Consider the following 16,082-nt stretch of genomic DNA (forward strand, 5'->3'; position numbering starts at 1 on the left):
GGGCGCAGTGGATGTGCCTATTATCGCGCGGGCCTACCCGCAGACATCCATTTATGTGGGGCCCCCGGCTTCCGCAGAGAAAAACCTGAGTTTAGAGATTTATACAGATGGGCAAGAACGTAGTAGTACTGGGTACCCAGTGGGGCGATGAGGGCAAGGGCAAGATTGTCGATTTGCTAACCGAGAAGGTCTCGCTGGTAGTGCGTTTCCAGGGTGGTCACAATGCGGGCCACACCCTGGTTATCGATGGCGAAAAAACCGTACTGCACCTGATTCCCTCCGGTATTCTGCGCCCCAGCGTAACCTGCTTGATCGGCAATGGTGTGGTGCTCTCCCCGGAGGCGCTGCTGAAAGAGATGGCTGAGCTGGAAGAGCGTGAAGTTCCTGTTCGCGAGCGCCTGCGTCTTTCCCCGGCGTGTCCGCTGATCTTGCCAGTACATGTTGCCCTCGATCAGGCCCGTGAAAAAGCACGCGGCGCCAAAGCGATCGGTACTACAGGTCGCGGTATTGGTCCCGCTTACGAAGATAAAGTTGCTCGTCGCGGTCTTCGCCTGGGTGATCTGTGCAACTGGGATAACTTCTGCCACCAGCTGAAAGAGCTGATTGATTACCACAACTTCGCTCTGACCGAATACTACAAAGTTGACCCGGTCAGTTATGAGGACACCGTTGAGCAGGCCAAGATCTGGCGCGAGCAACTGGTGCCGATGATCACCGACGTTGCCGATCACCTGCACAAAGCGCGCGAGAACGGAGAGCATATCCTGTTCGAAGGCGCCCAGGGTTCCCTGCTGGATATTGACCACGGTACCTACCCGTTCGTAACTTCCTCTAATACCACTGCTGGCGGTACCGCTACTGGTTCTGGTTTTGGTCCTCTGTACCTGGATTATGTATTGGGCATTACCAAGGCCTATACCACCCGCGTTGGCGGTGGTCCTTTCCCAACTGAGCTGGACTGCGAAGTTGGTCGTCACCTGGGTGAAAAAGGTCACGAGTTTGGCGCTACCACTGGCCGCCAGCGCCGTACCGGTTGGTTTGACGCTGTTGCTGTGCGCCACGCGATCCGAATCAATAGTATTTCTGGCCTGTGCCTGACCAAACTGGATGTTCTCGATGGCCTCGAGGAGGTAAAGGTTTGTGTGGGCTACCGCAACAGCGCTGGTGAAGAAGTACCAGTACCTTTTGATGCCGCAGGTTGGGAAGGTGTCGAGCCGGTTTATGAGTCTATGCCCGGTTGGACAGAGAATACTTTCGGTGTGCGTCGTGAAGCGGATTTGCCGGCCAATGCACGCGCCTATATCGCTCGAATCGAAGAGCTGGTGGGCGCTCCGGTAGACATTGTTTCTACAGGTCCCGATCGCAACGAAACCATTGTTCGCGAATCTTCCGCTTTGTGCGAAATGGGTATTCACAACGCTAGCGTTTAAGCCCTGACCGCCCGGTTGTGAATGTGCAGTCTGGTGATGGCCTTGCTATTTTAAGTGAGGCCTCTGATCATTAGACCTGTTCCAAGTTATTGGTCGTGCACTACACGCAGGCTTATGACCTGAATTTAACCGGGCTAATTTATGTCATCTTCCGTTTCCGTTGCCAGTCGTTACAGTTTTGCTGAAGAGATCGCCAACAGTGTGACACATGGTGTTGGAGCGCTTCTGGCGATTGCCGGTCTGGGTGTATTGACCGGATTTGCTGCCCTGCGCGGGGACGCTTGGCATATTGTCAGCTCCAGCGTCTATGCCTCCACCCTGATACTCTGTTTCCTAGCCTCCACGCTGTACCACGCAGTCAGCCATATCGGCGCCAAAGCGATACTGCGGACCCTGGACCACTCGTCAATCTTTCTATTGATTGCTGGAACCTATACTCCCTTCACCCTGGTCACCCTGAGGGGCCCTTGGGGTTGGTGGCTGTTCGGTATTATTTGGGGGCTCGCGCTGATCGGATTGATTATTCAGTTCACTCCGCTGAAGAAGATTCGAGCTCTGTCTATCACTCTCAGTGCCTTGATGGGATGGGTCGTGGTGGCTGCTATCAAGCCGCTGTCGGATAGCCTGGAAACTGGCGGTTTGTGGCTGTTGGTTCTCGGTGGTCTCTGCTACACCGGCGGAATCGCTTTTTACCTCTGGCGCAGCCTGCGCTTCCACCATGCAATTTGGCATCTCTTTGTGCTGGCGGGCGGTATATTGCACTTCTTTGCGGTGCTGTTTTACGTCATTCCCTAATCTTCCCGTTTTGCGGCAGAGCTCACCCTAAAGGTGAGCAGCACGAACTTCCCTCTCATGTGACTGTCCAGTTTAATAGCAGGTGGGAAGTTCAACGGTTACCGGCCAATCCACCTTTCGGATAAGAGTGGCTCGTTCTACCCTTGAGCGAGCAAAAGTTGTGTCGAAGGTAACTCCATGCCCAAATTGCAATGGTTTCAATATCTGTCTGCCATCCTCGCGATAAGCGCGGTTCTCCTGGTTTCCAGTACCCATGCACAAGAGAAGGCCGATCCGGCCTTCGAACAGTGGGTAAAGGAGTTCCGTAAAACCGCGATCAAGAGTGGAATCTCTGCGGAGGTTTACGACCAAGCCTTTAAAGGAATCACTTCTCCAGACCAATGGGTTCTGGATCGCGCAGCCTATCAGCCCGAATTCAAAGCACCGGTGTGGCAGTACTTTGATAATCGGGTGCAAAAGAGAGCGATTGAACGAGGCAAGCGGGAAAAAGAAAAAATGAAGCCCTGGTTGGACAAGATCCAGAAGCGCTTTGGGGTGGACCCCAATATCCTGCTTGCGATCTGGTCTGTGGAATCCAGTTTTGGCGGCATCCTCGGTAATGACAAGGTAATGCGCAGTGTCATTCGCTCACTGGCAACACTCGCCTACGCGGATCCCCAGCGTAAAAAGTTTGGCCGTCAGCAACTGCTGGCCGCGCTAAAAATATTACAGGCAGGAGATATCGAGGGTGAGCACTTGTTGGGCTCATGGGCTGGAGCTATGGGGCATACCCAATTTATTCCCACCAGTTATCAAGCCTATGCGGTGGATATCGATGGTGATGGTAAACGGGATATCTGGAACTCCATTCCGGATGCGCTCGCGACTGCCGCCAACCTGCTATCCAGTAACGGTTGGCAGCGAGGAAAACCCTGGGGTTATGAGGTCAATATTCCCGCTCGTAAAATGCCTGCGGGAAAGATGTCGGTAGCCGAATGGGAAAAGCTTGGTGTCAAACGGGCTAATGGTGAGCCCTTTCCCAGCAAGAAAGCCATTGCCGAATTAAAGTTACCAGACGGCCGCAATGGCCCGGCATTTTTAGTGTTCAAGAACTTCTTTGTCCTCAAGCGTTACAACAATTCAGATCGCTATGCGATAGCTATAGGCCTGTTGGCAGACCGGATTGGCGGCGGTGCGCCTTTGGTAAATGATTGGAAGCGCCCATTTACTCCACTGGATAGTGTTCAAGTGGAAGAGTTACAGAAGTTGCTCAAACAAAAAGGGTTTTACACCGGAGAAATTGATGGCAAGGCAGGTCCGGGTACCCGCAAAGCGGTGAGTGAATTTGAAAAGAGTGCCGGCGTTGAAGTTCAAGGCTACCCGAGCAAGGAAGTCCTGGAGTTGTTGAAGAAACAATAGGGACTCCCTAAAAGTTCTCATCCGGTAGGAGCGTATCCTGGAGTAGCTCCAGGTTCTCGACAACACCCTCGGGTTCACGGAAGTAGGCGATGTGGTACATCGCCTCGCCTTCCTGAACCAGGGGGATATTCTGTCGCCCAATAATGATTCCATCCTCATTGCAGATCAGCTGGTCCAGTTCCTGGCCGTATGGATCTGCAATGGTCGCCAGCAGGTCGCCCCGGTAGACCTGATCCCCGAGTGCCTTAAGATGATTGGCGATGCCGCTATCCCCCGCGCGAAGCCAACCGCTGCGTCGAGCAACAAATGGCTCTATCACATTTGTCTTTCGGGTTTGCGGCAACATCTCCAGGTGTTTCATCACATTGATCACACCTTTAACACCGGCGCGGATACTGAGTTCATCAAAGCGCAGGGCTTCACCAGCTTCATACAGTAATACTCTCACCCCGAGATCCGCGGCTGCTTGGCGCAGGGATCCGTCGCGAATAGAAGCATTGAGTAGCACGGGAACACCAAAGGCCTTGGCAAGTTTTCGGGTTTGCTCATCGTCCAAGTTAGCGCGAATTTGGGGGAGGTTACTGCGATGTACGGCCCCTGTGTGTAAATCGATGCCATAGTCGCATTTGGTGACAATCTCCTTGAGAAAGACGTGAGCCATACGTGCGGCGAGAGAGCCCTTTGCCGACCCTGGAAATGAGCGGTTTAGGTCGCGCCTGTCAGGTAGGTAGCGAGTGTGTTGCAGTACCCCGTAAACATTAACCATTGGAACTGCAACCAGGGTTCCGCGCAATGACTTTAGGCGGCCGCTTTGGATAAGCCGGCTTATTACTTCAATACCGTTGAGTTCGTCACCGTGTATGGCGGCACAAACGAACATCTTGGGACCATCTTTTTTACCGCGCTGCACATAAACTGGGATTGCCATTTCTGTGCTTGTGTAAAGCCGCACAACGGGCAGATCAATATGGCAGGACTCGCCCCTGGCGACATGGACCCCACCGATCTCAAAATCCGAGCGCTCTTCCATAACACTCACGGGCAAATAGATATACCCATAGTGTATAGGCAGATAAGAGTTGACCCGGGCAGCAAATGTTGATGCAGCTGCCCGAGTACTTCGCTACAGCTGCCCGATTGATTGGGCAGAAGTCGCCAAGTTATGAGAGCGGTCCCCATTTAGCCAGATACCGAGGGCAGGGCTCCAGTAGCCTGAGGGGTGGTACCACAGCCCAGTCTCTACATCTGCGAGCAAGTTAGTTCCCCGCCAGGCACTCGGCCCTTGATTGTGGGGGTCTTTTCCTTTCTCTCCAGCCTCCCCACCTTGTGACCACTGAGCGGCACCTTGAGTATCAAAAATCGCGAGTGGCTTGCCGTCGGGGTTGGAAAGGTAATGCTCGATATTGTCGGCAGTCCATTGGCAGAGAATGGCATTGGTTTGGGGTTGGTGAATCCAATGGCTTAAACCTCGGGACTTGCCGTCAATATTGTGAATTTCCCCCCAGATACCCAGGCTGCTCCAAATAGTGACAACGCGGCGCTGCCGGGTTGATTTTCGGTGGGTACATGTCTTGCTTAACCGACGACCGAAGGGGTCGTAGCGGAAATAGGTTTTAAATTCTCCGCACTCCGCGTGGCTCATCAGGCCCCAGCCGTCGTACTGGTATTGATAATCCTTGCGGCCTGGTATGTTGCTTTCACTAATAATATTGCCGCGCTTGTCACTTTCTGTTTGAGGTTGAGTCGGACTTTGCTGTGCCCGCAGCGGGTTGGTCATTTGCAGGGGAGGGGATTTCTCAAAGTGCCAGGAAAGTGCTTGACCGGACTCCATACCTACCAGGCGCCCAAATAAATATTTGTGATTACTGCGAACCTCCCCTTGAACCTGGAGGATATCTTGGCCTTTGGATTCGGTGCGAACAATGGCTTCACCATTGGCATCGATTCCATACAGGGCTCCACAAGGGGCGAATGTATAAGACAAGTCGAGATTGTCGGAGCTGGCACTCTTTAACCAGCCGCGTTTGTCATATTGATATTGAAGACTGAAATCCCGGATATCGGCACTGTCGTGATGCTCTGCGGTTACCCGACCGCGGCTGTCGTATTTAAAGCGCACTGAGGAAAGGGCATTATCTGCCTGTACCAGCCTGTTATGTTGGTCGTAGTGGAACTCACTATTTTGGCCACTGTTATTGCGAATACCGGTTAATACACCGCTGTTGTTATAATTGAAGTACCAGCGAGAGTCATTATCACAATATTCATGCAGGCTGCCGTCTATATTGTAATGCCAACGCCAAGTTCGATCCTGTGGTGCCTTGTGGCTAACTAATTGTCCGTAGTGATCATATTCCCAGTAGTAATTCCCTACGGGGCTCTCCAGGCAGGTCAGTTCATCCCTAGGGCTATAGATTAATTCCCAGTTGTTACCATCAGCGAAATTGATATGGCACGGGCGGCCCGCGTTGTCATAATCACAAAGAATACTCTGGCCACTGTCTCCGTGGATAGCATTGGGCAGGCCGCGTTCAGAGTAGTCTAGACCGTACTGGTGAATACCCAGGTGGGCTTCACGCAATTCACCCGCATTGCCATAACTCCACTCACGCCATATTTCGCCATTCATTTTAAGCGAAGTGATTCGTTGCCAGTGGTCGTACTCAAAGCTCAGGACTTTATCGTCTCTACGAACGGATTGCAGCTGGCCTTGCCCATCCCAGCTGAAGTCCACTTTGCCTCCCTCTGGGTCCTGAATCTGTGTGATCTGCCCCCTATCTGTATAGAGAAACAGCCAAACTTGTTTTGCCGGGTCGACAATACGTTCTGGGCGTCCCTTCTCGTTAAACTTGTATTGCCATAGGGTCTCTCCATTGATAACTGCCGCTTGTAAGTAGCCGCGATCGTCATAGAGATATCGATTACTAATATTGTGAGAGGTGGATCGGACAAGCCGGCCGAATTCATCGTGACGGAAGAAAAGCCTATGGCCGTTGGCCTGAATTTCTTCACTGAGATTGCCGTAGGAATCAAAAAGCCAGCTAAGGCTACGAGATTGCTGCTGTTCAGAAATTCTCTGGCCGAACTTGTTAAAGCGTATATAAATGGGACCGGGCAGCTCTGACTCGATCGTGCAGGTATTATGACTTGCGTGCCAGTTTAGACTGGTGATTAATTCATTGGACTGTATTAGCTGGCACCGGTCGTGTGTATCGTAGGTAAATTGATGAATTCCAGACTGGCTATTATTTAACTGTACCAACTGTGTATTGTTATATTGGTATCTTTCTCTTTTAAGGCCGCTACAACTTTCGAGTAGTTGACCATCTTGATAATTGTAGTTGCAGAGGTCGCTTTGACCTTCGGCAGCGTGGCTATTTATTAAATTATGGATATGACCGTTCTGGCAGTTAAATTCAACAACACGACCCCAGGAGCTGACCATTTTCTTAGGCAGGCCCTCCTGATAGTCGATTGTTATGGCGTTACCAAATTGATCCCTGATTTCTACAAGTGGTAGAGCGCTATTTACACCATCAGCGCGAAATATTTTGTGATGCTGATTGAATGTCGTCAATCGATAACTGTGCAGGCTTTGCCTGAATAACATCAACCGCTCAAAGCGGTTGTAGCACCCGTGACCAATGGCGGGTAATTTGAATTTTACAGACCTCCCTTCGGCAGTAACCAGCTTTACAACGTTATCGTGTACAACAAGCTTTTCACTGAGAGAGTGCCGCCAGCCCACACCAATGCCAGTATCCTCATTGAGAGAGGAGCGAAAATATCGTTTCCATTCAAACGGCAGCGGTCCAGGAATAAGTACGTCTGTTCGCTCGAAAGCGACTTCCCCTGTTGCGGTAACGACGTGCCCGTTAATTCGATGGCAACGATCTAAAGCTGGTACCACCTCGTTCTCGGGGTTAATACCAGGGGTATTGGTGAATTGCGTGGGGTTGTCTTCAGCTTCATACAGGAGGGGTAATATTGGTGCTGAATCGATACTAAAGCGATTAGACGTGATACTTGGCAGCTTTGGCCAAAAGCCCTCACTCACTGGAGTGGATGAGATGTTTTTTAAAGTATGTTCGACCTGAGAGAGCCAGCGCACAGCCGATGCAGGGCTCTCATGAGAAAGAGTAATTGTCGGAGGGGTAAGCGTATTGAGTAAGTTAGGTATTAGCTGGGTTAGACGTTCCGGTGTCATATTACAGTATCCGGTAAATCAAATTAGCGGTGTAACTTTCTAATTGTTACGTCAGAAGAACTGGGACGTTCGGTAACACTTTGTTCGTGGGGGAGTATTTGACGCAATGATTGTGAAGAATATTCCAATATTCCTGCAGTAATATTGTCGCGCCCACCTAGGCGATTAGCATCGTCAATAAAACGATATACACACTCTAATGCCGGACGATGAGTGGCCAGTACGCGCTCTATCGCATGATCATCAAGATATTCAGTGAGCCCGTCGCTACATAACAAAAGGAGTGCGTTTTGCGTGAGTTTCCAGCTATTTATATCCGCCTCTACACTGCTGGAAACCCCCAAGGCACGGGTAATATGGTTGCGGACATTGGACTCTTTGGCTTGCTCGGGGGTTAATTGACCTGAATCAATCATCTCCTGTACAACGCTGTGATCTCGTGTAAGGCGCTGCAATCCATAATTGTTCCACAGGTATGCGCGAGAATCGCCAATATGTGCAACGATTAAAAAGTCGCGCCACATGACCGCGGCAACCAAAGTTGTTCCCATATTGGAAAACTGGGGGTTCAGGTTTTTGGTATTGATTAGAGCTGTATTTGCGCTGTTGACTGCATCGATAAGGGTGGCGCGCAATATAAGCTGTTGCTGTTCAGACGTGCAGGAGAAAAAAGTGTGTTTCAGCAGGTCATCGAGATGGGCTTGAACTGTCTCAGCTGCAATTTTACTGGCGGTGGCGCCACCGGTGTAACCGCCCATCCCGTCGGCTACCACAATATAGGCAAAAGGCTGCTCCGCCGACGCATACCAGCGAATGCTATCTTCGTTTTCCTCACGAACCTGACCAATGTCAGTGCGCCCGTTGACCGCCAGACTAATTTGATCCATGTCTGGTGCAACTCCCCTTTAATAAAAAGCAATACAATGCGGCGTAATATTATTACAACCGATCACCGAGGCTAATGTTAACTTGCTCGCATACCAAGTTTGAAATACTTTTCACTGATTTGCGATAATAAGAGCCTTACCTCTCTACAGAAAAGGCTTTAAGCCAGCTAAAAAAGGACCCATAGGCAAAATGCCCCGTTTGCCCAGGCTCAATTTGATAAATGTTCCCCAGCATATTGTGCAGGTAGGCCACAACAATCTGCCCTGCTTCTTTGATGAGGAGGATTATCAATATTATTTGATTAGTTTGCGTAACGCGTCAGACCAATATGGCGTTGATGTTCACGCATATGTTTTATTGCCCAATATGATCCAGATCATAGCTACGCCCACGATACCGGATGGGATATCATCTATGATGCAATCCCTTGGGCGTCGCTATGTGCAGTTTGTCAATCACCGTTACAAGCGCTCCGGAACACTATGGCGAGGACGCTATAAGTCCAGCTTGATTGACTCTGATGCATATTTGTTGACCTGTTACAGATACGTAGAGTTGCGCCCACTGTATTTGGGGTTGTCAGACTCCCTTGAGGATTACGAGTGGTCAAGTTTTAACCATCATGCAAACATTAAGAAAGATAATTTGATCAAGGATCACCGCTTGTATCTATCTCTTGGGGATACAGTGGTGGAGAGAGCGCAATCTTACAGGAAGTTATTTCAGTATAGCTTTGATCGAAAGTTGCTCGACTATATCGCTGAAACGATTAAGTTAGGTCATGTGCTCGGCGGGGATGCGTTTAAAGAGAAAATTGAGCAGATTGTTAACCAAAGAGTACGACCGCTTAAGCGTGGTCGCCCTAAAAAAGCAAATAAAGTCGAAAAAGAACCAAAAGAAACTGCCTAGCTAAAACCTAATGTCGGGTTGAGGGCGTTAAAAGGCCATAAGAAGTAGGGTAATTAAGCCCTGTCAGCAGGTGACAAATTGTGAGTAGGCCCAGCATTTCAACGGGATTTCAGATCCTTGGCGATAACAATAAGGAAAAACCAGTTATGGATTTTGGCACTGATAGATTGAAAGTTGCGATCCTGGGTGATTTCAGCGGGAGAGCGAGTCGCCGCCAGTGTGAACCCGAAACGATTTCCAGTCGAAGGGTATACCTGTTGAACCGCGATACCTTTGAGGGCGTTTTTGCTGATCTAGGCGTGAGTTTGCAGTTGCCCGTACTGGATCGCCCTCTGGGATTACCATGCTTTGATGATTTGCACCCAGATTACCTTTATAGCCGTTTGCCATTGTTTAAGAAGTTTATTGAGCTGGAGCGCAGGCTGCTCGATCCGCGTCAGTTCCAGCAGGCTGCTGAGGAAATTCAACAGTGGAAACCAGAGTTAGCCACTCAGCAGGGCTTGGGTCAGCGCGATAGCGAGCAGTCGATATTGGATGAAATCCTGGCTGCCGGTCGAGAGCGTAATGCAAAGGAAGGTCAAAATACTTTCCAGGTTGACCAGCTAATCAAAGATATTGTCGCTCCTTACGTGCAGAAAAGTGAGGACCCTCGCCAGGGTGAATATCTAAATGCCCTGGCTGAAGCTACGTCTGATGCGATGCGTAAACTGATGCATCACAGTGATTTTCGTCAGTTAGAGGCTAGTTGGCTGAGTCTGCAACTTTTGCTGAGACGTGTCGAAGAGCACGGGAACCTGGATTTTTACTTAATAGACGTTAGTAAAGAAGAGCTTCTAGCTGATTTTGCTGAAGCCGAAAGCGACTTGGAAAAGTCGCAGACATTTAAGTTACTGGTTGAGCGTGAAACAGCTTCTGGAAATATCCCCTATAACTTAGTCATAGGGGATTACTTTGTTACTGATGAGGAGCGAGACCTTCACCTGCTGATAGATTTATCCACGATTGCAGAAGCTGCGGGAAGTGCACTTTTATTGGGTGGGGATCCAAAATTAGCAGGCTGTCCAAACTTGTCAGGTTCAGTAGATCCTGATGATTGGTACTATCCGTTGAGCGATCAGTTTGCGGAAAGTTGGCAGGCGGTCCGTGAATACTCTGCTAGTGAGCATGTTGCGTTGGCAGCTCCCAGATTTATGCTGAGACTCCCCTTTGGGAAAAATACTTCTACAACAGAGTATTTTAATTTTGAAGAATTAACCCCAGAGCAGGGTCATGAATATTATCTTTGGGGGAATAGTGTTTATTTGTTGGGGTTAGCGGTTTGCCAAGGCTTTTCTCAAACTGGCAAATTACAGCCCCCTTCGTCTGCAAGTTATGAAGACTTACCCCTTCATTTACGCAAGTTACCCAATGGCGAATTATTGACGCCCTGTGCAGAAGCGCTCCTGACAGATAGGGCGGCTGCAAAATTTATGCAGGCTGGTATTAGCACTATGCGTTCGGTGCAAGGGCGGGATCAAGTCATTCTTCCGAGCTTTAGTTCTTTGAGTGGCGGTACACTCAAAGGCCCTTGGGCGTAAGTGTAGGGGTTGGATCTTTACAGGAATATGCGGGCAAAAATCTACCTGAAGACTATGAATAAACCACTATTGTGAGTCAGGAATAAATGGATCTAATTCTATCAGTATTGGCCGACCCTTCTGGCGCCAATATGCTTAAACATACAAAACTGTTCACGAAAGCTGGTGGCAGTTTGGGTCGCTCTGCCGATAATTATTGGGTTTTACCCGATCCAGATCGAGTGGTTTCCTCAAAACACGCACAGATTTCCTTTACCGATAATCAGTTTTTTCTGGTAGATACTAGTACTAATGGAACCTATTACAATGATTCAGAAAATCCGTTAGGAAAGGGAAATCAAGTCCCATTAAAAGAGGGCGACATGATCGTTCTCGGGGAATATAAATTGAAAGTTTCACTGCGACAGCCTAAGGAAGAGGGAGATCTTCCCAAAGGTCTGGGAAGTGCAGATTTTCTCGATACCTCGGATCGAACAACATTCAGCGCGGATGCCATGGCAAAAATGCAAAGCCAGGCAGAAGCGAAAGAATTGGATAGTTGGCTTGAGCCGGGTTCCAGCCCGCAGTCAGATGTGGCTCAAACTGGGGAGTGGGGCTCGATTGGGCTGGGTAATCAGGCTAATACCCCAACTAGCGATAGTCTTCTCACCTCGGAATCGGGCCCTCTGGACCCACTTGCTGCCTTTGGCCAATCTGACCCGTCTGGTCTTGTTGGTGGTGCTCCTGAGATGTCACCCGTCGGTGGCTTAGTGGGTTCTACGGGTCAGCAGCAATCCAGTAATCAATGGTCTGATGATGAGTGGTGGAAAGATGGTAGTGACGATGATCATGTGCCAGCTGACCAGCACTCAATGCAAATAAATCCCCAGCCGGTACCGGAACCTGTCGTTGAGACGGTTGCGGTGCCTGAATCTCAAGTGGTATCTCCGCAGCCGCAAGTTCCTATGGGTGGTTTCCAGGGGATTTCACAGCAACCTGTCGCAACTCCGATACCACAACCTCAGGCTATGCAGCCACAGCCACAGCCACAGCCACAGCCACAGCCACAGCCACAGCCACAGCCACAGGCAATGCAATCTCAGCCGTTAGGGCAGCCCCAAGGGTTTAATCAGCAACCAATTTCTCCGCCTGCTCAAGATAACCCCTTTGCAGACTCTTTCGCTGCTATGCAGGGGCAACAAGTTGATGGTGCTCCAGGGTTTGGTTCCGGGCAACCGTCCTCGCAACCGCAACCGCAACCGCAACCGCAACCGCAACTACAGCCAAAACCAAATCCACAACTGGATTTGGCTGCCCAAGCTCAGCAGTTTTCGCATTTACAGCAATCCCCAGTAACTCAGCCCACAGGTTCTTCAGGGGGGAGCGTTTTTGCATCTACTCTCGGCCTGAATATGAACACGGTCCAGTTGCAACAGGCGGACCAGCAAGCAGCTGAAATTGTCCGGGAAACAGTAGCTCGTCTTATTGACCTTTTGCGCGCAAGAAACAGCATAAAGAATGAGCTGCGTGTGCAGCGAACCATGATTCAAACGGAAGCTAATAATCCGCTGAAATTTAGTGCTACGGAACGGGATGCATTGGAAGCCATGTTTGCGGGTACCGGTGCTTTTATGAATCCCGCTGAGGCAGTGAAGGATAGTTTTGATGATTTGTCGGATCATCAAGTTGCGGTTTTGGCTGGAATGAGAGCAGGTTACAACGCCATGCTCAAATTCTTTAGCCCGGAAAATATTGAGCGCAGACTGGGGAATACTTCCGGCGTTTTTGGAAACAAAAATGCAAAAAAATGGGAAGGATTTACTGCAATTTACAGGGAGCTAGTTGGTGATCCCGATAATTGCTATCGCAAGTTGTTTGGTGATGAATTTGCAGTTACTTATGAAAATCAATTATCAGAGTTAAAAAATGCGCGAAGCATTAAAAATTAATAAGTTGACGGAAAAGAGGGAATTGCTTGTGTCGATAAAAAAATTATTTCAGGTCAGTTTAATCGCTGTTTTGGCAGTTGCAGTTGTTGGTTGCCAAACAACGAGGCGGACTCTAAATCTGGATACCAGTCTCGAGTTGGTTGTAGAGACACAGAATGACGTGAACCCAGATGATGATGGCCGAGCTTCTCCCGTTGTTATACGAGTGTTTATGCTCGCGGACGAGCGCCAGTTTGCCCGTGAAGATTTTCTTAACCTTTACGAGAATGCTCAATCCCGCCTCGGCAAGGATTTGATTGATACTGTAATCCTTAAAGAGTTTGCTCCAGGGGAACAGCGTATAGAAGAACTGGCTTTAACGCCGGACGTAAAATATATCGGGCTTCTAGCTGAGTTTGTACAGTATCAGGATGCAGAGGCACTAATGGTGCTGCCAATTACAGACCACAAAAAAAATGAATATGAAGTATCGCTGGCTGATGTACGAATTGGTTCACCAGATGATATTGCCAAGCGTCGTCGAGCAAAATTGACTACTCGTGGCAGTGAAGATGATAGTGGGGAAACAGTAACAATCTCCAAAGAAGATTATGAAAGAATGAAAAAAACGCTCCCTGATATGCAGCGGTCTCAATAGGGCAGAAATTATTGCCCGGGCAATAAAAATTGCTGCCCTGGAAATATTACGAGAGCTTTTTAAGGAACATTTATGTCGGCAAACAATAAAGTGATCTGGAGCGAGGGCATGTTTTTACGCCCTCAGCATTTTCAACAGCAGGATCGCTATCTCGAACAGCTTGTCGAAGCGCGCACAGCTCCGCTCGGGCCTTATACCTGGGGGATTGTAGAGCTGGCGATCGATAGTGAGCCATTATCGATGGGAAAAATTTCTCTATCGAGAGTGAAAGCTGTTTTTCCCGATGGTACCCCGATACTTGCCCCTGAAAATGAGCATTTGCCGGATGTTCTGGATGTTCCGGTTAATACTCGTGATGAAATAGTCTACTTATGTGTGCCGATGAAGCGCCCAGGTAGCCAGGAGTCGATTCGAGATCAAGAGGACTTCCCGCAGGCACGTTATCAGGCTTCGAACTTTGATGCCCGTAATAGTGCGGCGTCTTCTGGTGAGTCCGCGCGTATCCAAGTCGGAAAGTTAAGAGCTTGTCTCAAATTAGGTAGTGATGATCTGAGTGGCTATGCTGCGGTTGGAGTTGCCCGAATTAAAGAGCGCCAACCAGAAAAGCCGGTAGAGCTTGATTCCGACTATATCCCACCGCTGTTAAATGCGGAGACTTCTGCGGTTATCAATGCATATATTGAAGAAGTAAAAGGATTGCTCGACCATCGAGGCTCGGCTCTGGGTCATCGTTTGAGCGACAGCGGAAGAAGCGGATCTGCAGAAATTGCTGATTATTTGTTACTGCAGGTTATTAACCGCTTTGAACCCTTATTAAAGCAGATCACGGCTCAGCCCCGATTACATCCGCACAACTTATTTCTTGAATTATTGCAGTTGGCAGGCGAACTTTCGACGTTTACTGCTCAGTCTAAGCGCCCTCCAGAAATTCCGGTGTATGCACATGAGGATCTGCAAGTAAGCTTTGCTGGGCTGTTTTCAGCACTTAGGCAGTCGCTCTCCACAGTACTGGAGCAAACAGCGATTGCAATGGAATTGGTGCAGCGCAAATTCGGGATATATGTTGCTCCGGTTACCGATCCTTCATTATTAAAATCAGCCAGTTTTATTATGGCCGCAAAAGCGGATATGCCTGGCGATCTATTGCGCAGCCGCTTCCCCACGCAGGCAAAGGTTGCCCCAGTTGAGGCGATTAGAGAACTTATCTCTGCGCAGTTGCCTGGCTTGACTCTGCGCCCACTTCCCGTGGCTCCTCGACAAATCCCCTATCACGCAGGGTTCACTTACTTTGAGGTGGAGCGCAGTGGAGAGTTATGGCAGGCCATGACTCGCTCGGGTGGTTTTGCAGTGCATCTGGGCGCAGAGTTCCCTGGATTAACTATGGAACTCTGGGCCATAAGGAATAATTAATATGAGTAATGACAGCTTTACTCCTCCACGGGCCCCTAATGCTGGGGATAGAACGGTTTTGATACCGACACCCGGTGCTGCAGCGGCACCGGCAGCAGCTCAGGCTCAGCCACAATTCTTTGCCAGCCAAGATGCCCCGGTCGAGGCTCAGGTCCGCAACAGTCTTAATCCATTGGTGTCTGCGGCTTCAAAATTGTTAGGCGTAATTATCAAATTGCGCACAACGATGAACCACGCCAACGTACCAGATCTGCACAAGCGACTTACTACGGAAATCCAAAGCTTCGAGCGTGAGGCAAAGCAGCTGGCTTTAACACCTGAATCAGTGCTAACAGCCCGTTACTTGCTATGTACTGTCGTGGACGAGGTTGTTTTGACCACGCCTTGGGGTACAGCTAGCGGTTGGAGCCAGCACTCTCTACTTAGCCTATTTCACAAAGAGACTTTTGGAGGGGAGAAGTGTTTTGTCATTTTGCAGCGCATGCTGGAAACTCCCGCAAGTCATTTGGAACTCCTTGAGCTTTTTTACCTGTGTTTGAGCTTGGGCTTTCAGGGTAAATATCGGCTCGTACAGCGTGGACACGAACAAATAGAACAGATTCGTGATGAGCTCTACAGAACAATTGAACAGCATAAGCAGCCAATGGACCGAGATCTTTCGCCGCGTTGGCAAGGATGCGTAGAGCGAAAATCCCGGCTGATTCACTATATACCCCTCTGGGTGATTATGAGTGTTGTTCTGGGATTGTTACTTGCAACTTATAGTGGTTATCGCTGGTGGCTCTATGAAACGACGACACCGGTCGCAGACCAGATTTTAGATTTGTCCAAAAGTGATGATGAGTCTCCGCAAGGAGAAGGGTAACACTCGGGCTGATATTGATCCTGGGTATGGTCGATACC

General features: G+C 49.5%; 12 protein-coding genes. 9 read left to right on the plus strand and 3 right to left on the minus strand.

Annotation, left to right across the window (positions count from 1 at the left end; translation table 11 throughout):
• Positions 1–107 precede the first annotated feature (107 nt).
• From ACG1BZ_RS01405 to ACG1BZ_RS01415, 3 genes are all read left to right on the plus strand, one after another.
• A complete protein-coding gene (locus tag ACG1BZ_RS01405) occupies positions 108–1,430 on the plus strand; it encodes an adenylosuccinate synthase (protein WP_413664100.1) in 1,323 nt (440 codons plus the stop codon).
• A 141-nt stretch (positions 1,431–1,571) separates the two neighbouring features.
• On the plus strand, positions 1,572–2,225 hold the full coding sequence (gene trhA / locus ACG1BZ_RS01410; protein WP_282930278.1) for a PAQR family membrane homeostasis protein TrhA: 654 nt from the start codon (positions 1,572–1,574) through the stop codon (positions 2,223–2,225).
• A gap of 177 nt (positions 2,226–2,402) precedes the next feature.
• Positions 2,403–3,623 (plus strand): lytic murein transglycosylase, encoded by a 1,221-nt coding sequence (locus tag ACG1BZ_RS01415; RefSeq protein WP_413664101.1) that lies wholly within the window; start codon positions 2,403–2,405, stop codon positions 3,621–3,623.
• A gap of 7 nt (positions 3,624–3,630) precedes the next feature.
• Here ACG1BZ_RS01415 and ACG1BZ_RS01420 read toward each other — a convergent pair whose 3' ends face one another.
• The 3 genes from ACG1BZ_RS01420 to ACG1BZ_RS01430 all read right to left on the minus strand — a co-directional run bounded on the left by ACG1BZ_RS01420 (position 3,631) and on the right by ACG1BZ_RS01430 (position 8,717).
• The gene (locus tag ACG1BZ_RS01420) at positions 3,631–4,653 is read right to left on the minus strand and encodes a succinylglutamate desuccinylase/aspartoacylase family protein (RefSeq protein WP_413665830.1); all 1,023 of its coding nucleotides are present in this window, start codon (positions 4,651–4,653) and stop codon (positions 3,631–3,633) included.
• A 93-nt stretch (positions 4,654–4,746) separates the two neighbouring features.
• Positions 4,747–7,830, minus strand: a complete 3,084-nt coding sequence (locus tag ACG1BZ_RS01425; protein WP_413664102.1) for a DUF6531 domain-containing protein — start codon at positions 7,828–7,830, stop codon at positions 4,747–4,749.
• 23 nt (positions 7,831–7,853) lie between these two features.
• A complete protein-coding gene (locus ACG1BZ_RS01430) occupies positions 7,854–8,717 on the minus strand; it encodes a Stp1/IreP family PP2C-type Ser/Thr phosphatase (RefSeq protein ID WP_413664103.1) in 864 nt (287 codons plus the stop codon).
• 190 nt (positions 8,718–8,907) lie between these two features.
• Between ACG1BZ_RS01430 and ACG1BZ_RS01435 the strand changes: the two genes are divergently transcribed.
• From ACG1BZ_RS01435 to icmH, 6 genes are all read left to right on the plus strand, one after another.
• Positions 8,908–9,627: a transposase gene (locus tag ACG1BZ_RS01435; protein WP_413664104.1), complete on the plus strand. Its 720-nt coding sequence runs from the start codon at positions 8,908–8,910 to the stop codon at positions 9,625–9,627.
• 80 nt (positions 9,628–9,707) lie between these two features.
• Positions 9,708–11,204, plus strand: a complete 1,497-nt coding sequence (locus ACG1BZ_RS01440; protein WP_413664105.1) for a type VI secretion system contractile sheath domain-containing protein — start codon at positions 9,708–9,710, stop codon at positions 11,202–11,204.
• Between the two features lie 86 nt (positions 11,205–11,290).
• The gene (gene tagH / locus ACG1BZ_RS01445; protein WP_413664106.1) at positions 11,291–13,132 is read left to right on the plus strand and encodes a type VI secretion system-associated FHA domain protein TagH; all 1,842 of its coding nucleotides are present in this window, start codon (positions 11,291–11,293) and stop codon (positions 13,130–13,132) included.
• Positions 13,110–13,769 (plus strand): type VI secretion system lipoprotein TssJ, encoded by a 660-nt coding sequence (gene tssJ, locus ACG1BZ_RS01450; RefSeq protein ID WP_413664107.1) that lies wholly within the window; start codon positions 13,110–13,112, stop codon positions 13,767–13,769. Before tagH ends, tssJ begins: the two co-directional genes overlap by 23 nt.
• A gap of 72 nt (positions 13,770–13,841) precedes the next feature.
• Entirely contained in the window at positions 13,842–15,179 is a 1,338-nt protein-coding gene (gene tssK, locus ACG1BZ_RS01455) for a type VI secretion system baseplate subunit TssK (RefSeq protein WP_413664108.1), read from the plus strand.
• Between the two features lies 1 nt (position 15,180).
• Positions 15,181–16,044, plus strand: coding sequence for a type IVB secretion system protein IcmH/DotU (gene icmH, locus ACG1BZ_RS01460; RefSeq protein WP_413664109.1), 864 nt, complete (start codon positions 15,181–15,183; stop codon positions 16,042–16,044).
• The last annotated feature ends 38 nt before the right edge of the window (positions 16,045–16,082 follow it).

The organism is Microbulbifer sp. CNSA002, assembly GCF_047324085.1.
In the GTDB taxonomy this organism is placed as follows: domain Bacteria; phylum Pseudomonadota; class Gammaproteobacteria; order Pseudomonadales; family Cellvibrionaceae; genus Microbulbifer.

Bases quoted from the DNA above. Each gene is read 5' to 3' on its own strand.
- ACG1BZ_RS01415 (WP_413664101.1), top strand. From the start codon at position 2,403: ATGCCCAAATTGCAATGGTTTCAATATCTGTCTGCCATCCTCGCGATA.
- ACG1BZ_RS01420 (WP_413665830.1), bottom strand. From the start codon at position 4,653: ATGGAAGAGCGCTCGGATTTTGAGATCGGTGGGGTCCATGTCGCCAGG.
- ACG1BZ_RS01435 (WP_413664104.1), top strand. From the start codon at position 8,908: ATGCCCCGTTTGCCCAGGCTCAATTTGATAAATGTTCCCCAGCATATT.
- ACG1BZ_RS01405 (WP_413664100.1), top strand. From the start codon at position 108: ATGGGCAAGAACGTAGTAGTACTGGGTACCCAGTGGGGCGATGAGGGC.
- icmH (WP_413664109.1), top strand. From the start codon at position 15,181: ATGAGTAATGACAGCTTTACTCCTCCACGGGCCCCTAATGCTGGGGAT.
- tssK (WP_413664108.1), top strand. From the start codon at position 13,842: ATGTCGGCAAACAATAAAGTGATCTGGAGCGAGGGCATGTTTTTACGC.
- ACG1BZ_RS01425 (WP_413664102.1), bottom strand. From the start codon at position 7,830: ATGACACCGGAACGTCTAACCCAGCTAATACCTAACTTACTCAATACG.
- tagH (WP_413664106.1), top strand. From the start codon at position 11,291: ATGGATCTAATTCTATCAGTATTGGCCGACCCTTCTGGCGCCAATATG.
- trhA (WP_282930278.1), top strand. From the start codon at position 1,572: ATGTCATCTTCCGTTTCCGTTGCCAGTCGTTACAGTTTTGCTGAAGAG.
- ACG1BZ_RS01430 (WP_413664103.1), bottom strand. From the start codon at position 8,717: ATGGATCAAATTAGTCTGGCGGTCAACGGGCGCACTGACATTGGTCAG.
- tssJ (WP_413664107.1), top strand. From the start codon at position 13,110: ATGCGCGAAGCATTAAAAATTAATAAGTTGACGGAAAAGAGGGAATTG.